General features: G+C 63.2%; 12 protein-coding genes and 1 tRNA gene. 2 read left to right on the forward strand and 11 right to left on the reverse strand.

The annotated features are described in order from the left end of the window. Positions 1 to 33: 33 nt before the first annotated feature. The 8 genes from queG to FCT00_RS05225 form a co-directional block, all read right to left on the reverse strand. Complete coding sequence (gene queG, locus FCT00_RS05190; protein WP_138422099.1) at positions 34 to 1,068, reverse strand: tRNA epoxyqueuosine(34) reductase QueG; 1,035 nt, start codon at positions 1,066 to 1,068, stop codon at positions 34 to 36. 24 nt (positions 1,069 to 1,092) lie between these two features. Continuing rightward, complete coding sequence (gene fzlA, locus FCT00_RS05195) at positions 1,093 to 1,758, reverse strand: FtsZ-binding protein FzlA (protein ID WP_008333163.1); 666 nt, start codon at positions 1,756 to 1,758, stop codon at positions 1,093 to 1,095. 52 nt (positions 1,759 to 1,810) lie between these two features. Further along, positions 1,811 to 2,539 (reverse strand): monofunctional biosynthetic peptidoglycan transglycosylase, encoded by a 729-nt coding sequence (mtgA, locus tag FCT00_RS05200; protein WP_138422100.1) that lies wholly within the window; start codon positions 2,537 to 2,539, stop codon positions 1,811 to 1,813. Positions 2,540 to 2,571: 32 nt separating this feature from the next. Beyond that, positions 2,572 to 3,105, reverse strand: a complete 534-nt coding sequence (locus FCT00_RS05205) for a DUF1269 domain-containing protein (RefSeq protein WP_138422101.1) — start codon at positions 3,103 to 3,105, stop codon at positions 2,572 to 2,574. A 251-nt stretch (positions 3,106 to 3,356) separates the two neighbouring features. Further along, entirely contained in the window at positions 3,357 to 3,704 is a 348-nt protein-coding gene (locus tag FCT00_RS05210) for a DUF4189 domain-containing protein (RefSeq protein ID WP_050771974.1), read from the reverse strand. Positions 3,705 to 3,804: 100 nt separating this feature from the next. Next, positions 3,805 to 8,343, reverse strand: a complete 4,539-nt coding sequence (gene gltB, locus FCT00_RS05215) for a glutamate synthase large subunit (protein ID WP_138422102.1) — start codon at positions 8,341 to 8,343, stop codon at positions 3,805 to 3,807. Then, a complete protein-coding gene (locus FCT00_RS05220; protein ID WP_138422103.1) occupies positions 8,330 to 9,076 on the reverse strand; it encodes a hypothetical protein in 747 nt (248 codons plus the stop codon). The genes gltB and FCT00_RS05220 overlap by 14 nt, the downstream gene beginning before the upstream one ends. A 111-nt stretch (positions 9,077 to 9,187) precedes the next feature. Then, positions 9,188 to 10,624 (reverse strand): NAD(P)-dependent oxidoreductase, encoded by a 1,437-nt coding sequence (locus FCT00_RS05225; protein ID WP_138422104.1) that lies wholly within the window; start codon positions 10,622 to 10,624, stop codon positions 9,188 to 9,190. A gap of 212 nt (positions 10,625 to 10,836) precedes the next feature. Here FCT00_RS05225 and FCT00_RS05230 point away from each other — a divergent pair, with 212 nt between their 5' ends. Beyond that, positions 10,837 to 11,640, forward strand: coding sequence for an undecaprenyl-diphosphate phosphatase (locus tag FCT00_RS05230; protein ID WP_138422105.1), 804 nt, complete (start codon positions 10,837 to 10,839; stop codon positions 11,638 to 11,640). A gap of 53 nt (positions 11,641 to 11,693) precedes the next feature. On the opposite strand, the gene FCT00_RS05235 is transcribed toward FCT00_RS05230, so the two are convergent. Beyond that, positions 11,694 to 12,674, reverse strand: a complete 981-nt coding sequence (locus tag FCT00_RS05235; protein ID WP_138422106.1) for a complex I NDUFA9 subunit family protein — start codon at positions 12,672 to 12,674, stop codon at positions 11,694 to 11,696. Between the two features lie 131 nt (positions 12,675 to 12,805). Between FCT00_RS05235 and FCT00_RS05240 the strand changes: the two genes are divergently transcribed. After that, positions 12,806 to 12,892, forward strand: a tRNA-Leu gene (locus FCT00_RS05240). A 263-nt stretch (positions 12,893 to 13,155) separates the two neighbouring features. Here the strand turns inward: FCT00_RS05240 and FCT00_RS05245 are convergent. Beyond that, positions 13,156 to 13,563 carry a hypothetical protein gene (locus tag FCT00_RS05245; protein ID WP_138422107.1) on the reverse strand — a complete coding sequence of 136 codons (408 nt, stop codon included), beginning with the start codon at positions 13,561 to 13,563 and terminating at the stop codon, positions 13,156 to 13,158. Between the two features lie 130 nt (positions 13,564 to 13,693). After that, on the reverse strand, positions 13,694 to 16,588 hold the full coding sequence (locus tag FCT00_RS05250; protein ID WP_138422108.1) for an H-type lectin domain-containing protein: 2,895 nt from the start codon (positions 16,586 to 16,588) through the stop codon (positions 13,694 to 13,696). Positions 16,589 to 16,749 lie beyond the last annotated feature (161 nt).

Consider the following 16,749-nt stretch of genomic DNA (forward strand, 5'->3'; position numbering starts at 1 on the left):
GCAGTGGGCCGAGATGCTTGAGTTCGGATCGGCTTAACGACCGATCCGGGTCAGAGCCCACGTGGCCGCATCGGCCAGTACCGGGTCAGGCTCACCTGCGAGGCGCTGAAGCCGTGGGGCGAACGACGGGTCGCCCGAATTGCCCATGGCATAGGCCACATTGCGCAGGAAACGGTTCCGGCCGATGCGCTTGATCGGACTGCCGGAGAACTTCTCGCGGAACGCCGCATCGTCCAGAGCCGCGAGGTCTGCGAGCCTTGGCGCGGCAAGATCGTCTCGCGCCAGATAACGCGCCTCCGACGCCTCGGCGGCGAATTTGTTCCACGGACAGACGGCGAGGCAGTCGTCGCACCCATAAATCCGGTTCCCCAGCAGGGGGCGAAGGGCCTCGTCCACCGGACCCTTGTGCTCGATCGTCAGGTAGGAAATGCAGCGCCGCGCATCGAGTTGGAAGGGCGCGGGGAAGGCATCCGTCGGGCAGACGTCCAGACAGGCGGTGCAGCGACCGCAGTTCTCACGCCCCGGACGATCCGGCTCCAATTCGACCGTCGTGAAGATCGCACCGAGGAAGAACCAGCTTCCCAAGTCGCGACTGAGCAGATTGGTATGCTTGCCCTGCCACCCCAGCCCCGCGGCTTGCGCGAGCGGCTTCTCCATCACCGGCGCGGTATCGACGAACACCTTGATCTCGGTCCCTGTCCCCGCCTCGTCGATCAGCCAGCGCCCGACCCGCTTCAGCCGTTTCTTCACGATGTCATGGTAGTCGCGGTTCTGTGCATAAACGCTGATCGCGCCGCGCTCCGGTTCTCCGATCACGGCCATCGGGTCGTGCTCCGGCGTGTAAAGCTCGGCCAGCATGATGACCGACTTCGCCTCGGGCCACAGCGCATCGGGCGCGCCGCGCCAGTGCATCCGCTCGGCCATCCAGCCCATGTCGCCATGCCGGCCCGCTTCGACGAAGGCGGCCAGCCGGTCGGCCAGTTCCGGCACGGCATCGGGACGCGTCACACCGACTGCCGAGAACCCCTCGGCCAGTGCCTGCGCCTTCAGCTTTTCGGTCAGTGTCATGGGACCTCTCCGGTCCGGGCCGCGTCAGAAATCGAGGTTGGCGTAATGTTCGGGCGGCGGGAAGCTTGGCACCTGATCGGCCAGCAACGACCGGAACGCGGGCCGCGACTTGATCTTGGCATACCACTCCCGCACGTTGGCGTTGCGGTTCCAGTCGACGTCCGAGATGTAGTCGAGCGCCGACAGATGCGCGGCCGCCGCGAAATCGGCCAGCGTCAGGGCATCGCCCGCCAGCCAGCGCCGCTGATCCAGAAGCCACCCCATGTAGTCGAGGTGATACTTGATCGCCTTCGCCCCGTTCTTGATCCGCGTCGAATCCGGGTAGCCCTGCCCCATCAGCTTCTTGTTCACGCGCTCATACAGCAGGTTCGACGTCACTTCGCTGTGGAACTTGTCGTCGAACCACATGACCAGCCGCCGCACCTCGTACCGCCCGTCGGCCGAATTCGGCATCAGAGACGGCTCCGGCACGGTTTCCTCGATGTATTCGCAGATCGGCGCGCTTTCGGTCAGCGTCTTGCCGTCGATGCGCAGCACCGGAACCTTGCCCGCCGGATTGCGGCGCATGAACTCGACGCTCTTTTCCCAATAGCGTTCCTCGACCAGCTCGACCTCCAGCCGCTTCTCGGCAAGGACGAGCCGCACCTTGCGGCAGAACGGGGACAGGGGGGAGTGGTAAAGGCGGATCATCGCAGCGTTTTTATTGGGGTTTCGCCTGTCATGCCGTGAAATGCGAAAGGGTTCAATCCTCGAAGCAATCCGCCCGCCCGTCTCGGAGGATCGTCGCCGCCCCGTCGCGGATCGACGCGGCTCGGCGCTGCACGAACTGACCGGGGTTCGAGGCCGAGCGTTCCTTGGGGCTCGGCAGGATCGCGGCCAGACGGGCGGCCTGCACATCCGTCAGCTTGTCGGGGGTGACCCCGAAGTAATGCTGGGCGGCTGCGTGAACGCCGAACACGCCCTCATCGAACTCGGCCACATTCATATAGACCTCGATGATCCGGCGCTTGGTCCAGACCAGTTCCACGACCGGCGTGATGATCGCCTCCAGCGCCTTGCGCACATAGCTGCGGGCAGGCCAGAGATAGACGTTCTTGACGACCTGCTGCGACAGGGTCGAGGCGCCGCGCGTTTCGCCCGCTTCGATGACCTGCCGGATCGCTTCCATGTCGAAGCCCCAGTGCAGGCAATAGTTCGCATCTTCCGCCGCCACGATGGACCGGGCCATCACTGGCGCAACATATTCGATGTCGATCCAGTCATGCGCCACACCGCCAAGGCGGCGCGACTCGCTCGCCATGTAAAGCGTGGTGGGCGGGTTCACGAAGGCGAAGAGCGAGACCAAAAGGCAAATCAGGGCGACGAACCCAAGAACGATGCGCCGCGACCAACGCCATATGAAACGCCGCGCGGGGCGCTTGGCCCTGACGCGGCGTGGTTTCGCTTCGGTCTTTTTCGATTTCCGCGCCATGGCCACTTATGACCACGGGCGCGGGCGCGTGGTCAAGCAAGCTCGGGCTGGTCCCGAAAGCTGGCCTTTTCGGCGCCGCGCGCATCCGCTGCGGTCACGGTTCGGATCTGGTCGGCGCGTCGCCCGCTTAAGGAAGAGCGGATGACCTTGCCCCCGAACCGGCGAACCGTCTCGGCCAAGGCACCGGGGTCCACACGACGGGCAAGTAGGGCGACAGCGGCCTCACCCGGGGCGATCTGGTGTCCGACATCGCGAAGATACGCATCGCGAAGCCCGACGTCGGTGAATCGCCCGGTCAGAAACCCAGCGGCCGATCCAACCGCCGCGCCGATGACGGGCACAAGAAAGACGACGCCCAGAACGGCCCCCCAGACCGCGCCGCCGATCACATGGGCGAGGCGGATGTTGACCTCCGGCATGATCTCGGCGTTGCCGTCGGTGCCGCGCCTGACCAGTTCGATGTCTTCCGGCTCGATCTGATAGGTGCGGCCCAGCTTCGCCAACGCCATGCGGGCGGCCTCGGCCTTGGCCGCGTCGGGAAAACGGGCAACGACGATCTCGGACATGGGACACTCCGTTCAATCCATTCGGAAATCGAACGTCGCAAGCGCAAGTCCGGTTCCCGTCAGGCGTAGATCGGAAGAAACGTCGCCAGCATGGCCCCGGCGATCAGTCCGAAGCACAATCCCAATATGACACGCATGAAAAACTGCGCCGTGGCAGCAATATGTAACAGCATCGAATCCCCCAGTTTGGGCAAGTCTGGCACGGATTCTCAATCCGGCGAACGCCCTATGGGTTCGTCAACGAATTGTTCTCAGCCGGAACAGGCCCAAACGCGGACCTGACAGCCCGACCCGTATTGGCGGCAATAACTCATCGCCCCTGCCTCGGCCTGTCCGCGCGAATTGCCGGTCGACCAACCCCAGCCGCCGTTGGAGGCGACGGCCATCGCGGCGCAGGTGTTGAAGAACGTCCGCACCTCTTCGCAGTCGTATTGCGACTCCTGCAAGGCCCGGTTGTAGGCCCCCGATTCGCTCCCATAACTATGCGCATATCCCCATGCGCCGCCCGGACCGATACACACCGCACCCCATTGCTGGGCCGACGCCGCCGCCGGCGCGAGACCGATCAACACGGCCGCGATCTTGAGTAGTCGTTTCATGGCAAGCCCCCTTGTTGTGAGGCCAGCATAACGAAAAATCATGTTTTGTAACGGAAAAGGGCGCGCCAACGGCACGCCCTTTTCAAAGTCACGACGGCGATCACTCGGCCGGGATCGCGCCCTCTTCGACCGAAAGCGGTGCGGCGAGGTGCGGCAGCATCTCTTTCGGGCAGATCTGAAGGAAGTTGTCCTTCTCGATATCCCAGTGCTGAAGGATCTCGGCACCCTTGCGGCTGTTCGTCTCTTTCACATGCCGTTCGATCAGGCCGCGCAGCTCGGTTTCCCAGTGCTCGACCGTCACCGGGCAGGTCACCAGCGTTTCCTTGTTCATATAGGTCTCGGCCACCGCGTCCGGGTCGTAGAGATAGGCCATACCGCCCGTCATCCCGGCCCCGAAGTTGGCCCCGATGGTCCCCAGGATCACCGCGACACCACCGGTCATGTATTCACACCCGTTCGACCCACAGCCCTCGATCACCACATGAGCACCAGAGTTGCGGACGGCGAACCGCTCACCCGCGCGACCTGCCGCGAACAGATACCCGGCGGTCGCACCGTAAAGCACGGTGTTGCCGATGATCGTGTTCTCGCTCGCCACCAGCGGCGACGACATGGTCGGACGCACGACGACCGTGCCCCCGGACAGGCCCTTGCCGACATAGTCGTTGGCGTCGCCCGCGACCTCGATCTTGAGACCGGGGGCCGCGAAAGCGCCCAACGACTGACCGGCGGAACCGGACAGCTTGATCGTCAGGTGATCGGGCTGAAGGTTGTTGTTCATGCCGAAGTTGCGAACGATATGGCTCGACACCCGCGTCCCGATGGTCCGAGCCGTGTTCTGGACGGCGTATTGAAGCTGCATCTTCTCGCCTTCGTTCAGGAAGCGCGCGGCATCCTTCACGATTTCGGCGTCAAGCGTATCCAGCACCTCGTTGCGCGGCCGGGTGCGGTCGTAGGTGTCCTTGCCGACGCCATCGACCGAGATCAGGAGCGGGTTCAGGTCCAGATCGTCAAGGTGCGCGGCACCCCGGCTGACCTGGCTCAGAAGATCCGCACGACCGATCACCTCGTCCAGCGAACGGGCACCGATCCGGGCGAGGATTTCGCGCACTTCGGTGGCGTAGAAGGTGATGAGGTTCACCACTTTGTCGGCATTGCCCGTGAACTTGGCCCGCAGGCTTTCGTCCTGCGTACACACGCCCACCGGGCAGGTGTTCGACTGGCACTGACGCACCATGATACAGCCCATCGCGATCAGCGCGGCGGTACCGATGCCGTATTCCTCGGCACCCATCATCGCGGCCATGACGATGTCACGACCCGTGCGAAGACCGCCATCGGTGCGCAGCGTCACCCGCGAGCGCAGGTTGTTCATCGCAAGCACCTGATGCGCTTCAGACAGACCCATCTCCCACGGCAGACCGGCGAACTTGATCGACGTGGCGGGCGATGCGCCCGTGCCGCCGTTGTGACCGGAAATCAGGATCACGTCCGCTTTCGCCTTGGCGACACCAGCCGCGATCGTGCCGACGCCGGAGGACGCCACCAGTTTCACCGTCACCTTGCAGCGCGGGTTGATCTGCTTGAGGTCGTAGATCAGCTGCGCAAGGTCTTCGATCGAGTAGATGTCGTGGTGCGGCGGCGGCGAGATCAGCGTGACGCCTTTGGTGGAGTGACGCAGACGTGCGATCAGGTCGGTGACCTTCATCCCCGGAAGCTGACCACCCTCGCCGGGCTTGGCACCCTGAGCGACCTTGATCTCAAGCTCTTCGCACTGGTTCAGGTATTCGGCGGTCACGCCGAAACGGCCCGATGCGACCTGCTTGATCTTGGCAGACGGGTTGTCACCGTTCGGCTCCGGCACGAAATGCGCCGGGTCTTCGCCGCCCTCACCGGAATCAGACTTGGCGCCGATCCGGTTCATCGCGACGTTCAGCGTTTTGTGCGCTTCGGGCGACAGCGCGCCCAGCGACATGCCGGGGGTCACGAACCGTTTGCGGATCGAGGTGATCGATTCCACCTGTTCGATCGGAACCGGCTCGCCCAGCGGTTTAATGTCGAGCATGTCGCGCAGATGGATCGGCGGGTTCGCCTGCATCCGGGCCGAATACTGCTTCCACATCTCGTAGGACGCGCGGTCGCAGGCCGCCTGCATCAGGTGCATGGTCTGCGCACCCCAAGCGTGGGTCTCGCCGTTCTTGCGAGCCTTGTAGAAGCCGCCGATGGGCAGAATGTCCTGCCCCAGACGCCAGCCTTTCGCGTGGATCGCGCGGGCTTTCTTCTGGATACCACCGATGCCGATGCCCGAGATACGGCTGGTCATGCCGGGGAAGTAGTCCGCGACCATCGCGCGGCTCAGACCCACGGCTTCGAAGTTCAGACCGCCACGATAGGACGAGATGACCGAGATACCCATCTTGGCCATGATCTTGAGCAGACCCTGATCCACGGCCTCGCGATACTTGCGAACGGCATCGGTCAGGCTGCCTTCCAGCAGGCCGCGCTCGATCCGGTCGGCAAGGCTGTCTTCGGCGAGATAGGCGTTCACCACCGTCGCACCCGACGCGATCAGCACCGCGAAGTAATGCGGGTCGATGCACTCGGCCGACCGCACGTTGAGCGAGGTGAAGGTCCGTAGCCCCTTGCGCGTCAGCCACGAATGCACTGCCGAGGTGGCAAGGATCATCGGCATCCCCACCTTGTCCTCGTCCTGCGCCATGTCCGACAGAACGATGTGTCCGGCACCCGACCGCACGGCCTCTTCCGCCTCGTCACGGATGCGGGCCAGGCCGTCGCGCAGCGCCTGATCGCCACCTTCCGCCGGGAAGGTGCAGTCGATGTCGACGCATTTCGCGTTGAAGTGCTTGAGCAACTCTTCGAACTGCGCGTTGCCGACGAAGGGGCTTTCCAGCACGAGGATCTCGGTCTGGCTTCCGGTTTCATCGAGCACGTTCTTAAGGTTGCCGAACCGGGTCTTGAGGCTCATGACCCGGAATTCGCGCAGCGAGTCGATGGGCGGGTTCGTCACCTGACTAAAGTTCTGGCGGAAGAAATGGCTCAGGGGCCGGTATTCGTTCGACAACACCGCAGACGGCGTGTCGTCACCCATGGATGCCAGCGTTTCTTTCCCGTCCTCGGCCATCGGCGCGAGGATCTGTTCCAGCTCTTCCAGCGTGTAGCCGGCGGCCACCTGACGGCGGCGCAGATCGGACCCGGTATGGAGCGCCTTTTCTTCGACGCCCAGCAGTTCCTCGTCGATGTCGTTGACCTTGCCGACCCAGTCGCCGAACGGCTGGCTGTTGGCGAGTTTGTCCTTGATCTCGACGTCGTGGTAGAGCTTGCCCTCTTTCATATCGACGGCGAGCAACTGACCGGGGCCAAGCGCGCCTTTCTCGACGCAGGTCGCCTCGTCCACCGGGACCATGCCCGCTTCGGACCCGGCGATCACCAGCCCGTCACCCGTCACGACATAGCGCATCGGGCGCAGGCCGTTGCGGTCGAGACCCGCGCAGACCCACCGCCCATCGGTCATGGCCAGCGCGGCGGGGCCGTCCCACGGCTCCATCGTCGAGTTGGCGTAGGAATACATATCCACCCACGCCTTCGGCATCTCCGCCGACTGCTTGGACCACGACTCGGGCACCAGCATCGTCTTGGCCATCGGCGCGGAACGTCCGGCGCGCACCAGAACCTCGAACACCGAATCCAGCGCGGCACTGTCCGACGAGCCCTGCGGCACGATCGGCTTGATGTCCTCGGCCAGATCCCCGAACGCGCCCGAAGCCATGCGGATCTCGTGGCTTTTCATCCAGTTCAGGTTGCCCTTGAGCGTGTTGATCTCGCCGTTGTGGGCCAGCATCCGGAACGGCTGGGCCAGCCACCACTGCGGGAAGGTGTTGGTCGAATAGCGCTGGTGGTAGATTGCGAACGCGCTTTCGAACCGCTCGTCTTTCAGGTCGGGGTAGAACTCGGCCACCTGTTCGGCCAGCATCATGCCCTTGTAGATGATCGACCGGCACGACAGCGAGGCGAGGTAAAGCTGACCCACACCTGCCGCGGCTGCGGCTTTTTCGATCCGGCGGCGGATGACGTAAAGCTCACGCTCGAACGTCTCTTCGTCCACGCCCTTGGCGTTCGAAATCAGGATTTGTTCGATCTCGGGCCGGGTCGCGTTGGCCTTTTCGCCTAGGCAGGAGATATCCACGGGGACGTGGCGCCAGCCGTAGATGTAATAGCCCATGCGAAGGACTTCGGTCTCGACGATGGTCCGGCACGTCTCCTGCGCGCCGAAATCGGTGCGCGGCAGGAACACCTGACCGACCGCGATCATCTCTTTCTCGCGCGGCTCGTGGCCGGTGCGGCGGACCTGATCGTAGAAGAACTCCACCGGAATCTGCACGTGGATGCCCGCGCCGTCGCCGGTCTTGCCGTCGGCATCCACCGCGCCCCGGTGCCAGATCGCCTTCAGAGCCTCGATGCCCGATTCCACGACCTTGCGGCTTTTCTTGCCGTCGATCGACACGACGAGGCCCACGCCGCACGAGGCGTGTTCGAACTCTTCGCGGTACATCCCATGTTCGGCAAGGTAAGCGCGCTTGGCTTCTTCCTCGGCCACCCAGCGTTCGTCAAATTTGGTCATGGTCGGTCTCCTCAAGCCCCGGAGTGGGGGCGGCTGGCGCGGGGGTGAACCCCGCCTTCTGCTGGTCGCATTCGTATAGGGGGAGCGTCTGGGCAAAGCCCGGCTCGCCCGGATGGATGAAATCGACAGGGCTGTTGTCGTAAGGCGTCGCCTCGCCCGTGTCGTCGAGCACCTCTTCCGGTCCAAGAAAGAACAGGCCCAACTCGCGGTTGAGGTATTGAACCCCGCGCGACTGGTATTCCACGGTCCCGTCCTCGGTCAGGATCTGAAGCTGGGTCTGAACGATGTCGAGCGTCATGCCGTCGATGACCGTGGTTTCACCAGACAGCATGTCGGCCCCGACGATGGTGATCTCGCGATCTTCGCCCGGCGCGGTGCGGTGCATCGTGAACCGGAACGTGTCGATGCCCTCGTCAGTCAGGGTCGGCAGGTCGATGGGGTCTTCGGCCGGTTCGACCAGCCGTTCGCGGGAGTTGTCCCACATGTAAAGGCTGTCCTGCCACTGGTAGCCGGCGCCGTAGGTGACGACCGCCGACATACCCTCGCCGTCGAACATGGCTTCGGCGAAGCCGCCCGTGTCGGTGTCGCAGCGATAAAGGTTGGACACGGAACATTGCTTCGATTGCACCGTCAGAAACACCTCGCACCCTTCGGGCGGGGTGAACACGCGGGCCTGGGCAGGCATGGCGAGAAGGGTCGCGGCGGCGAGCGTCACGGCGATGCGATGGTTCATCTAAACCCCTCCTTTACCTTTGGCCTTGACCGGGTCAGGTGCGCTGACATTTCCGAAGTGCCGTTTTTCGTCCCTGTGCACAGCGTTTTTACCCGCTGTGCACGCCGTTCCTCACTCCGCAGCGACGCTTGCCGCCGCGGCGTTGAACCGCTTGAGCATCGCGTCGGCGGCGTCGCGGCCGTCCTTGATCGCCCATACGACGAGCGAGGCACCGCGCACGATGTCGCCCACTGCGTAGACGCCTTCCATGTCGGTCGCACCGGTGCGGAAATCGGCCTTGATCGTCCCCCAGCGGGTCACCGGAAGCTCCGGCTGATCCCAAAGCGTCGGCAGGTCCTCAGGCTCGAAACCCAGCGCCTTGATGACCAGATCGGCCTCTTCGACGTATTCCGCGCCTTCGATCGCCTCGGGCGAGCGGCGGCCTGTGGCGTCGGGCTGACCCAGCCGCATCCGCTGCACCACGACACCCGTCACCGGGTCGCCGTGGAACCCCTTCGGGTTGGAAAGCCAGACGAATTCCACGCCTTCTTCCTCGGCATTGGCAACCTCACGCTGCGAGCCGGGCATGTTGTCGCGGTCGCGGCGATAAAGGCATTTTACGCTCGTGGCACCCTGACGGATCGCGGTGCGCACGCAGTCCATGGCGGTATCGCCACCGCCGATCACGACGACCTTCTTGCCCTCGGCCCAAAGCGAGCCGTCCTTGTGCTCGGCAACTTCGTCACCGAAGGACGCCTTGTTCGACGCGGTGAGATAGTCGATGGCGCGCACGATTCCCGCGCTGCCCGCGCCGGGGCCGGACAGATCGCGGGTCTTGTAGACACCCGTGGCGATGAGCACGGCATCATGTTTCTCGCGCAGCTCGGCAAAACTGATGTCCTCGCCGACGTTGCAGTTCATCACGAACTCCACACCGCCCTTTTCAAGCTGCTCGTTGCGGCGCATGACGATGTCTTTCTCCAGCTTGAAGCCGGGGATGCCGTAGGTCAGCAGCCCGCCGGAGCGGTCGTAGCGGTCATAGACGGTGACCTGCACACCCGCGCGACGCAGACGGTCGGCGGCGGCAAGGCCACCGGGGCCGGCGCCGATGATTCCGACGCTCTCGCCGCGCTCGGCGGCGGGCTTGATGTCCTCGACCCAGCCTTTTTCAAACGCCGTGTCGGTGATGTATTTCTCGACCGCACCGATGGTGACGGTGCCGTGGCCCGACTGCTCGATCACGCAATTGCCTTCGCACAGACGATCCTGCGGGCAGATGCGACCGCAGATTTCCGGGAAGGTGTTGGTCGCCTGCGAAATCTCGTAGGCTTCCTTGAGCCGCCCGGTCGCGGTCATGCGCAGCCAGTCGGGGATATTGTTGTGAAGCGGGCAGTGGCTTTGGCAGTACGGCACACCGCACTGACTGCACCGCGCCGATTGCTCGGCTGCCTTCGCATCCGCGAACTCTGCATAAATCTCGTGAAAGTCTTCACGACGTAGTTCTGCGCCACGCTTTTCGGGCATGTCTCGCTGAACAGTCACGAATTTCAACATCGGCTGCTTGGCCATCACGTCCTCCGTCTTCGAGCCGCCTATCTAGCAGGGTTTCCGAAAAAGAAAAGGCATAATTACTGACCTAAAAACGATCATATCGCCCAAGGTAGCGTGTTTTTCCGACCGTTTGGAGAATTTTTAAGTAACTCTTACTGACCTATATTTCCGCTTTCCATTACTTTCCAAATGGTTAGCTTTGGGCAACTTCCAAACCCGAGGCAGTAGGCATGTCGCTCTTCCACCTGTTTATTGTCGCTGTCATTCAGGGACTTACCGAGTTTCTTCCGGTTTCCTCCTCCGGTCACCTGATTCTTCTACCGAATCTCACCGGGCTCGAGGATCAGGGTCAGGTCATCGACGTCGCGGTCCACGTGGGCACGCTCGGCGCCGTCGTTCTCTACTTCTGGTCGGATGTGCGGGAGGGGCTTTTCGGCATCCCCCGCATGTTGACGGGCCGGATCGACACCAAGGGATCGCGCCTCGCCTTTCTCCTGCTGATCGCCACGATCCCCGTTCTCGCTCTCGGCCTGATCCTAAGCGTTACCGGGCTGTCCGACGCGATGCGGTCGATCACGGTCATCGGCTGGACGATGCTGATCTTCGGGCTCGTCCTGTACTGGGTCGACCAGAGAGGGGCCGAAACCAAGACCGACGCGGACTGGACCCTGCGCGATGCGATCGTCATGGGGCTGTGGCAGGCGCTCGCCCTGATCCCCGGCACCTCCCGCTCCGGCGCCACGATCTCGGGCGCGCGAGCGCTGGGATACAAGCGCGAGGACGGCACCCGGCTTGCCATGCTGATGTCGATCCCGACGATCATGGCCTCCGGTCTGCTTCTGGGCGTGGAAGCCGCGTCGGAAGCTGACTGGGCGGTTCTTCGGGACGGGGCCATCGCCGCCGTCATGGCATTCGTCGCCGCCCTGCTCGCCCTGTCGTTGATGATGCGGCTGCTGCGCTCGGTCAGCTTCACGCCATACGTGGTCTACCGCGTGATCCTCGGGATCGTACTGCTCGTCATCGCCTATACCTGAACCAAAAAAGGCCGACCCTTTCGGATCGGCCCTGCGTTCAGGCTCCCACGCGCTCAGGTTCGCAGATTGCGCGCCGAGGCGGTGATGTCGGCATACTGCCCGGTCTGGCGGAAACGCCACAGGTATTGCGGCAGCACCACCTCCATCGCGGTCGGCGTGATGCCCAGATCGGCAAAGGTTTTCGCGCCCTCGGCGACCACGTTGTCGGACCTGAGCGACGTCACCTGATCGCGCGTAAGCGGCGCCGACACGAGCCCCCCGGTCATCGCGGAGCCGGCGTCGAAAACGGTCCCCATCACGCCCGCGATCCAGAACGGAATGTTCACGATCATGCGGCGGCGTTGAATGACGGTCAGCATATCCTGCATCAATTCGCGGAAGGTCTGCACGTCCGGCCCGCCAAGCTCATAGATCCCCGGCGCGGCCTCGCCCTTGACCGCCTTTTCGGCCGCAGCGGCCACGTCATCGACGAACACCGGCTGGAACCGGGTCTGGCCGCCGACGATGGGAAGCACCGGCCCCATGCGGGTCATGCCCGCGAACCGATTGAAGAAGTTGTCTTCGGGCCCGAACATCACCGAAGGGCGCAGGATCACCGCATTGGGGAAATGTTCGAGGATGCCCGCCTCGCCACGTCCCTTGGACTGCGCATACAGGCTGTCGCCCTCCGTGTCCGCGCCGATGGCGGAAAGGTGGACGAGCGTCCCAATCCCCTTTTCGGCGGCCAGCCGCGCGATCCGCGTCGCACCCTCGTCCTGCACAGCGCCGAAGTTGTTCTTGCCGCCCTTGTCGAAGGTGCCCACGCAGTTCACGACCGCATCCGCGCCCGTCATCGCTTCGGCCACCGAATTATCGTCGCGGATGTTGCACAGGATCGGCGCGACCTGCCCGACCGCGCCATAGGGCTTCACGAAAATCGCCTCGTTCGGTCGGCGCACAGCAACGCGAACGCGCCACCCTGCTTTGGCCATGCGCCGCGCGATATAGCGCCCCGCAAAGCCGGAACCGCCGTAGATGGTCACGAGTTTCGACATGCCCGATCTCCTTCGTAAATACGGGTTCCTGCATAGCCCCCGGCGTCAACCGGAACAAGGCGAATTGAAAGTGTGCGAATCCCGTTGACACTGTTTGCGCGGGGCCTTACATCGCGGCTCCACGCACCTGTGCCCAGGTGGCGGAATTGGTAGACGCGCCAGCTTCAGGTGCTGGTGTCTGTATGGACGTGGAGGTTCGAGTCCTCTCCTGGGCACCATTTCTCACAAAAAATCCGTTGATCCATCTGGCGCTTCGCTCTGAAACGCACGGGTCAAGGAGCGTGTTACGCTGGTGGTCTGAGCCTGCGGGGCCGAACCGTCTCCGCGCCAGCTGAATTTCCCGCCAATACACTCACACCATGTCACACGAGTGCCCACAGGCCACTCGGCGCACCAGACAGTTCGCTTGTCCCCTGTGGGACTTCGCCTCCCGGCAAATGCCAGCCGTAATGCCGCGTTGCGTTCGGGAACCGGTCAGCCGTTACGGATTCCCGCTGCTGGATTGCGACTGGTTTCGCGTGCTCGACGTGTTGCGGTTCGAGTTCTGCGTGGACTGGGTGTTCTGGTTCTGCGTTCCGCTTCCACCCGTCGTCGGGTCCGTGGGATCTTCAGTGGGGTCGGTGCTGTCTGTCGTGTCCGTCGTGGTCTCGGACCCATCGTCTTCCGTGGTGGGCGGCTTGGCGGTGCCTGTGGGCGAAGTCGCGGTCCGGGTGCCGGCTGGGACGACGGCCACCGACCGTGAATCGCAGATGGGCATGGACGCAGTGTAAATCCCGCCGATCGGCACGTCAGGCGGGCGGCAGGACGGCTCGCCGAACTTGTTGAAGACCGGCTCGGAGTAGCTCACGCGGGGGGTCTGTTCCGTGCAGGCGACGGTCAGAATGGTCATGCCGAGGGCGGCGGTTGTTACAAGTCTCACGTGTCTGGCCTTTCGAATTATTCCTGATCTCAGTGCCCAGTTCAGGACACCTTCGGGCGGCCACGACGGGCCGCCCGATCTTGTGTGTCACGCGCCTGCGTCAGGTGATGAGCAGGGGGTCGACGTATTCCATGCCCGTGAGCAATCCGGCCTGCTCGAAGGCAAAGCCGTGCACATCCTCGAAGGCATGTTCGAGTTCGGCGTCGAGGCTGGTTTCTTCGTCGATCTTGAAGTTGGCCGAGGCGACCAAACCGTCGTAGGTCACGCCCGTGGTGCGGACGTTGGCCGTATCCGCCCCGTTGTAGCTGGCAAGGAAGGCCGCCACGAGCGGGTCGGCCCCGACCGCCGCATCCAGAGCGAAAGGCGCGATCTCGTGCGAGACGGTATCGCCCGTCGAAAACGCCTGCGATCCGATGCCGCCCCAGTCGATCACACCGTCTGCCGCCGATGCATCGAGCGCGGCCCAACCGACGACTTCCGAGGTGTGCCACCCGTCTGCGGCTTCCCGTTCTTCGATTGCGAAATCGAAACCATCGGCGCCGATGTTCTGGGCGCGAACGATCTCCCATTCGCCGCCGTTGTCGGACTGGATCTGAAGCAGCAGGATGGGTGCTTCGTCGAAAGCCTGTTCGAAGGTGACGCGGTGGAATGCGTCGGTCGCTCCGGCAGCGAAGTTCGTCGTGCCGACCTGAAGCAGGCTGCCATCCGCAAGCTCCCAGACGCCCTCTTCGAAGGTGACCAGCGTCACCTCTTCGGCAGCATGGGTGCCATCGTAACCCTCGGGTTCATCAAGGAAGAAGCTGGCACCGGTCGCCGAGATGTCGGTGAATTCAACCGTCACCATGTCCCAGCCCACGCGGCTGGCGAGTGAGGCGAAGACCACCGGATTGTCGAAGGTCGTGCCGCCCTGATAGCTGACGGTCTGGGTCTGATGATTCACGCCGCCGACGCTCTGAACCGCCCCGATGACGTCGCCCGCATCGGATTCGTACTCGATGATGAGTTCCATATCGTAGATGATCGAGTCGTCCTGACGGTCGCCTTTCATGTAGACGGCAACGTCGAAGAAGCTGGACTCCAGCGTCACGCCATTGGGCGTAACGGCGGTCAGGATCGGATCGGTGGGAACGGCATCCCCCGCCCCGAGCGCCCCGTTGACCATCGACCAGCCTTCGTCGATCAAGCCATCGGCGTTCTCGTCGAGCGTCGCAATGTCGATGCTCATCCAGCCGAGGCTGCTGGCAAGGGGAGAGTCGCCCTCCCAGTCGAGCAGGTTCAGGGTCGTCGTGATGACTTCGCCGGTATCGTACTTGATGTTGTCGCGGGTGTAGGGCGGCTCGGAATTCTCTTCGAGCGGGATTTCCAGCCCCGGCAAATCTTGCCCGAACTTGTTCGGCGTCAGGCGCCAGCGCGGGCCGGAGACCAGCGCATCCTCGGTGAACCCGGCATCTTCGGCGTCATCGGGCGAGCGGAAGCTTTCGAAGACGTTCTTGTAGGGATCGGTCGGGAACAGATCGTAGGACCATTCGAACGGCTCGCGGTCGGTGGTGGTGTACCATGCCTCGGTGAAACCGTGCTCGAGGTCTTCGGTCATGAAATCCAGACCGGCAGCCGCGTTCATTTCGGCCAGCGCATCGCTGCGGAAGACCGTCCCGACCGGGTTGCCGCCGCCATCTTCGTTGCGGTAGCCGACCAGAACGTCGTTGGGGTCGTAGACCGCCGTGCCGCCCGCGGCGAGGTCGACGTTGCCGTTGGCGTCGAGGATGAAGTAGCTCGGAAGCGGCTCACCCGTCCCATCGAAGCTGTCGAGCGGCGAGACCCAGAGCAGCTTGGTCGGATCGTCCGGGTCCTTGACGATGTAGAAGGACGGAAGCCGACCGATGGCCGCTTCGTTCTCGTAATCTTCGGGGCGGACCTGATCGTTCGGGTTGTTCGTAATGTCGTGGGTGATGACCAGTTCGGCCCGCGTGATCGTGAATCCGCTGCCTTCTAGACCGTCCATGATCGAGTTGTTGTTGGCGTCCCGCGTCCATTCCTCGGGCAGCGGCATGTCGACCTCTAGCCGGATGTCGTTTGGGCGTTTGACCGCCTCGCCCCAGCGGTAAAGCAGCTTGCCGTCGTCCTTGAGCGTGACCGAGTAATCCTGACCGTAGGCGATGTTGTAGGTCACGCTGGATTCGTTGGGTTCCAGCAGGTCCACGATGTCGGCATCGCCGCCGTAACCGTTCAGGAAGCTGTCCACGATGTCGATGGTGCCGTCGTTGTCGACATCGACCGCGCCGACCACGATGGGGTCCGCGATACCGTCGCCGTCATCGTCGAAATTCACGGTAGTCTTGGTGATGCGATAGGTGTCGAGCACGCCGTCACGGTCGAAGTCGATGTCGGACAGAACCGTGTCGAGTCCGGGGTCCGCCGAATCCATCGCGGCCTGAAGCGCCTGAATCAGCTCGTGGATATAGGCGTTGTTAAGGGGGCCGATGTCGAACGTGCCCGGCGTCACCTCGCTCGGACGGATGTCCAGCATCTTGAGATCGTCGTCGAGCGGTCCAATCGCGCCCGGATCGCCGGGATATTCCTGATCCGACAGGACCGACGCCATCGTTTCGTAGTGCTCGGTCGACGCTTTGACGGTGTTCCCGCCCAGACCCAGCGACCATGTTCCGAAGGGCGCGCCGGAGAGGAACACGTCGGTTTCGGCGTCGCGCAGGGCGATACCGATCTGATTCCCTTCGTCGTCGAAAGCGTTACCGGCGAACCCTTCTGCGAAATCGCCGTCCAGCACCTTTTCAAGCGCGCCGATGAAGTCGTCGATATAGAACCCGAACTCGCTGTCGATCGCATAGAGGATGTTTCCGTCCCTGTCGGTGTATGGCTCGACAGTGGTTCCGGCCGTATCGAGCATGCCGGGCAAGGCCGGATACTGTACGCCTGAGTATGTCGCGGTCAGGTCTTCAATCGAAAACACATGCGTGGGTGATGTGTATGTGGTCACGGCGTTTCCTCCTTGGCCAACGCGATGGGTCGCTAATTTTGTAACTAGTCACTTACTTAATCTTAAGGCTCATTGGAAATGCATACATTGATATGTGTCAATGTGTTTTGGTTGAGGGGGTGTGAATCCGCCGAATGCCGCCACGGCATGTGGACGACGCG

The sequence above is a fragment of the Maritimibacter alexandrii genome (assembly GCF_005871115.1).
Classification (GTDB): Bacteria; Pseudomonadota; Alphaproteobacteria; order Rhodobacterales; family Rhodobacteraceae; genus Maritimibacter; species Maritimibacter alkaliphilus.

What these genes read in the sequence shown, in the direction of transcription:
- queG (WP_138422099.1), bottom strand. Translation starts at nt 1,068, where the DNA reads ATGACACTGACCGAAAAGCTGAAGGCGCAGGCACTGGCCGAGGGGTTC.
- FCT00_RS05210 (WP_050771974.1), bottom strand. Translation starts at nt 3,704, where the DNA reads ATGAAACGACTACTCAAGATCGCGGCCGTGTTGATCGGTCTCGCGCCG.
- FCT00_RS05225 (WP_138422104.1), bottom strand. Translation starts at nt 10,624, where the DNA reads ATGGCCAAGCAGCCGATGTTGAAATTCGTGACTGTTCAGCGAGACATG.
- FCT00_RS05205 (WP_138422101.1), bottom strand. Translation starts at nt 3,105, where the DNA reads ATGTCCGAGATCGTCGTTGCCCGTTTTCCCGACGCGGCCAAGGCCGAG.
- gltB (WP_138422102.1), bottom strand. Translation starts at nt 8,343, where the DNA reads ATGACCAAATTTGACGAACGCTGGGTGGCCGAGGAAGAAGCCAAGCGC.
- mtgA (WP_138422100.1), bottom strand. Translation starts at nt 2,539, where the DNA reads ATGGCGCGGAAATCGAAAAAGACCGAAGCGAAACCACGCCGCGTCAGG.
- FCT00_RS05220 (WP_138422103.1), bottom strand. Translation starts at nt 9,076, where the DNA reads ATGAACCATCGCATCGCCGTGACGCTCGCCGCCGCGACCCTTCTCGCC.
- FCT00_RS05230 (WP_138422105.1), top strand. Translation starts at nt 10,837, where the DNA reads ATGTCGCTCTTCCACCTGTTTATTGTCGCTGTCATTCAGGGACTTACC.
- FCT00_RS05235 (WP_138422106.1), bottom strand. Translation starts at nt 12,674, where the DNA reads ATGTCGAAACTCGTGACCATCTACGGCGGTTCCGGCTTTGCGGGGCGC.
- fzlA (WP_008333163.1), bottom strand. Translation starts at nt 1,758, where the DNA reads ATGATCCGCCTTTACCACTCCCCCCTGTCCCCGTTCTGCCGCAAGGTG.
- FCT00_RS05245 (WP_138422107.1), bottom strand. Translation starts at nt 13,563, where the DNA reads ATGACCATTCTGACCGTCGCCTGCACGGAACAGACCCCCCGCGTGAGC.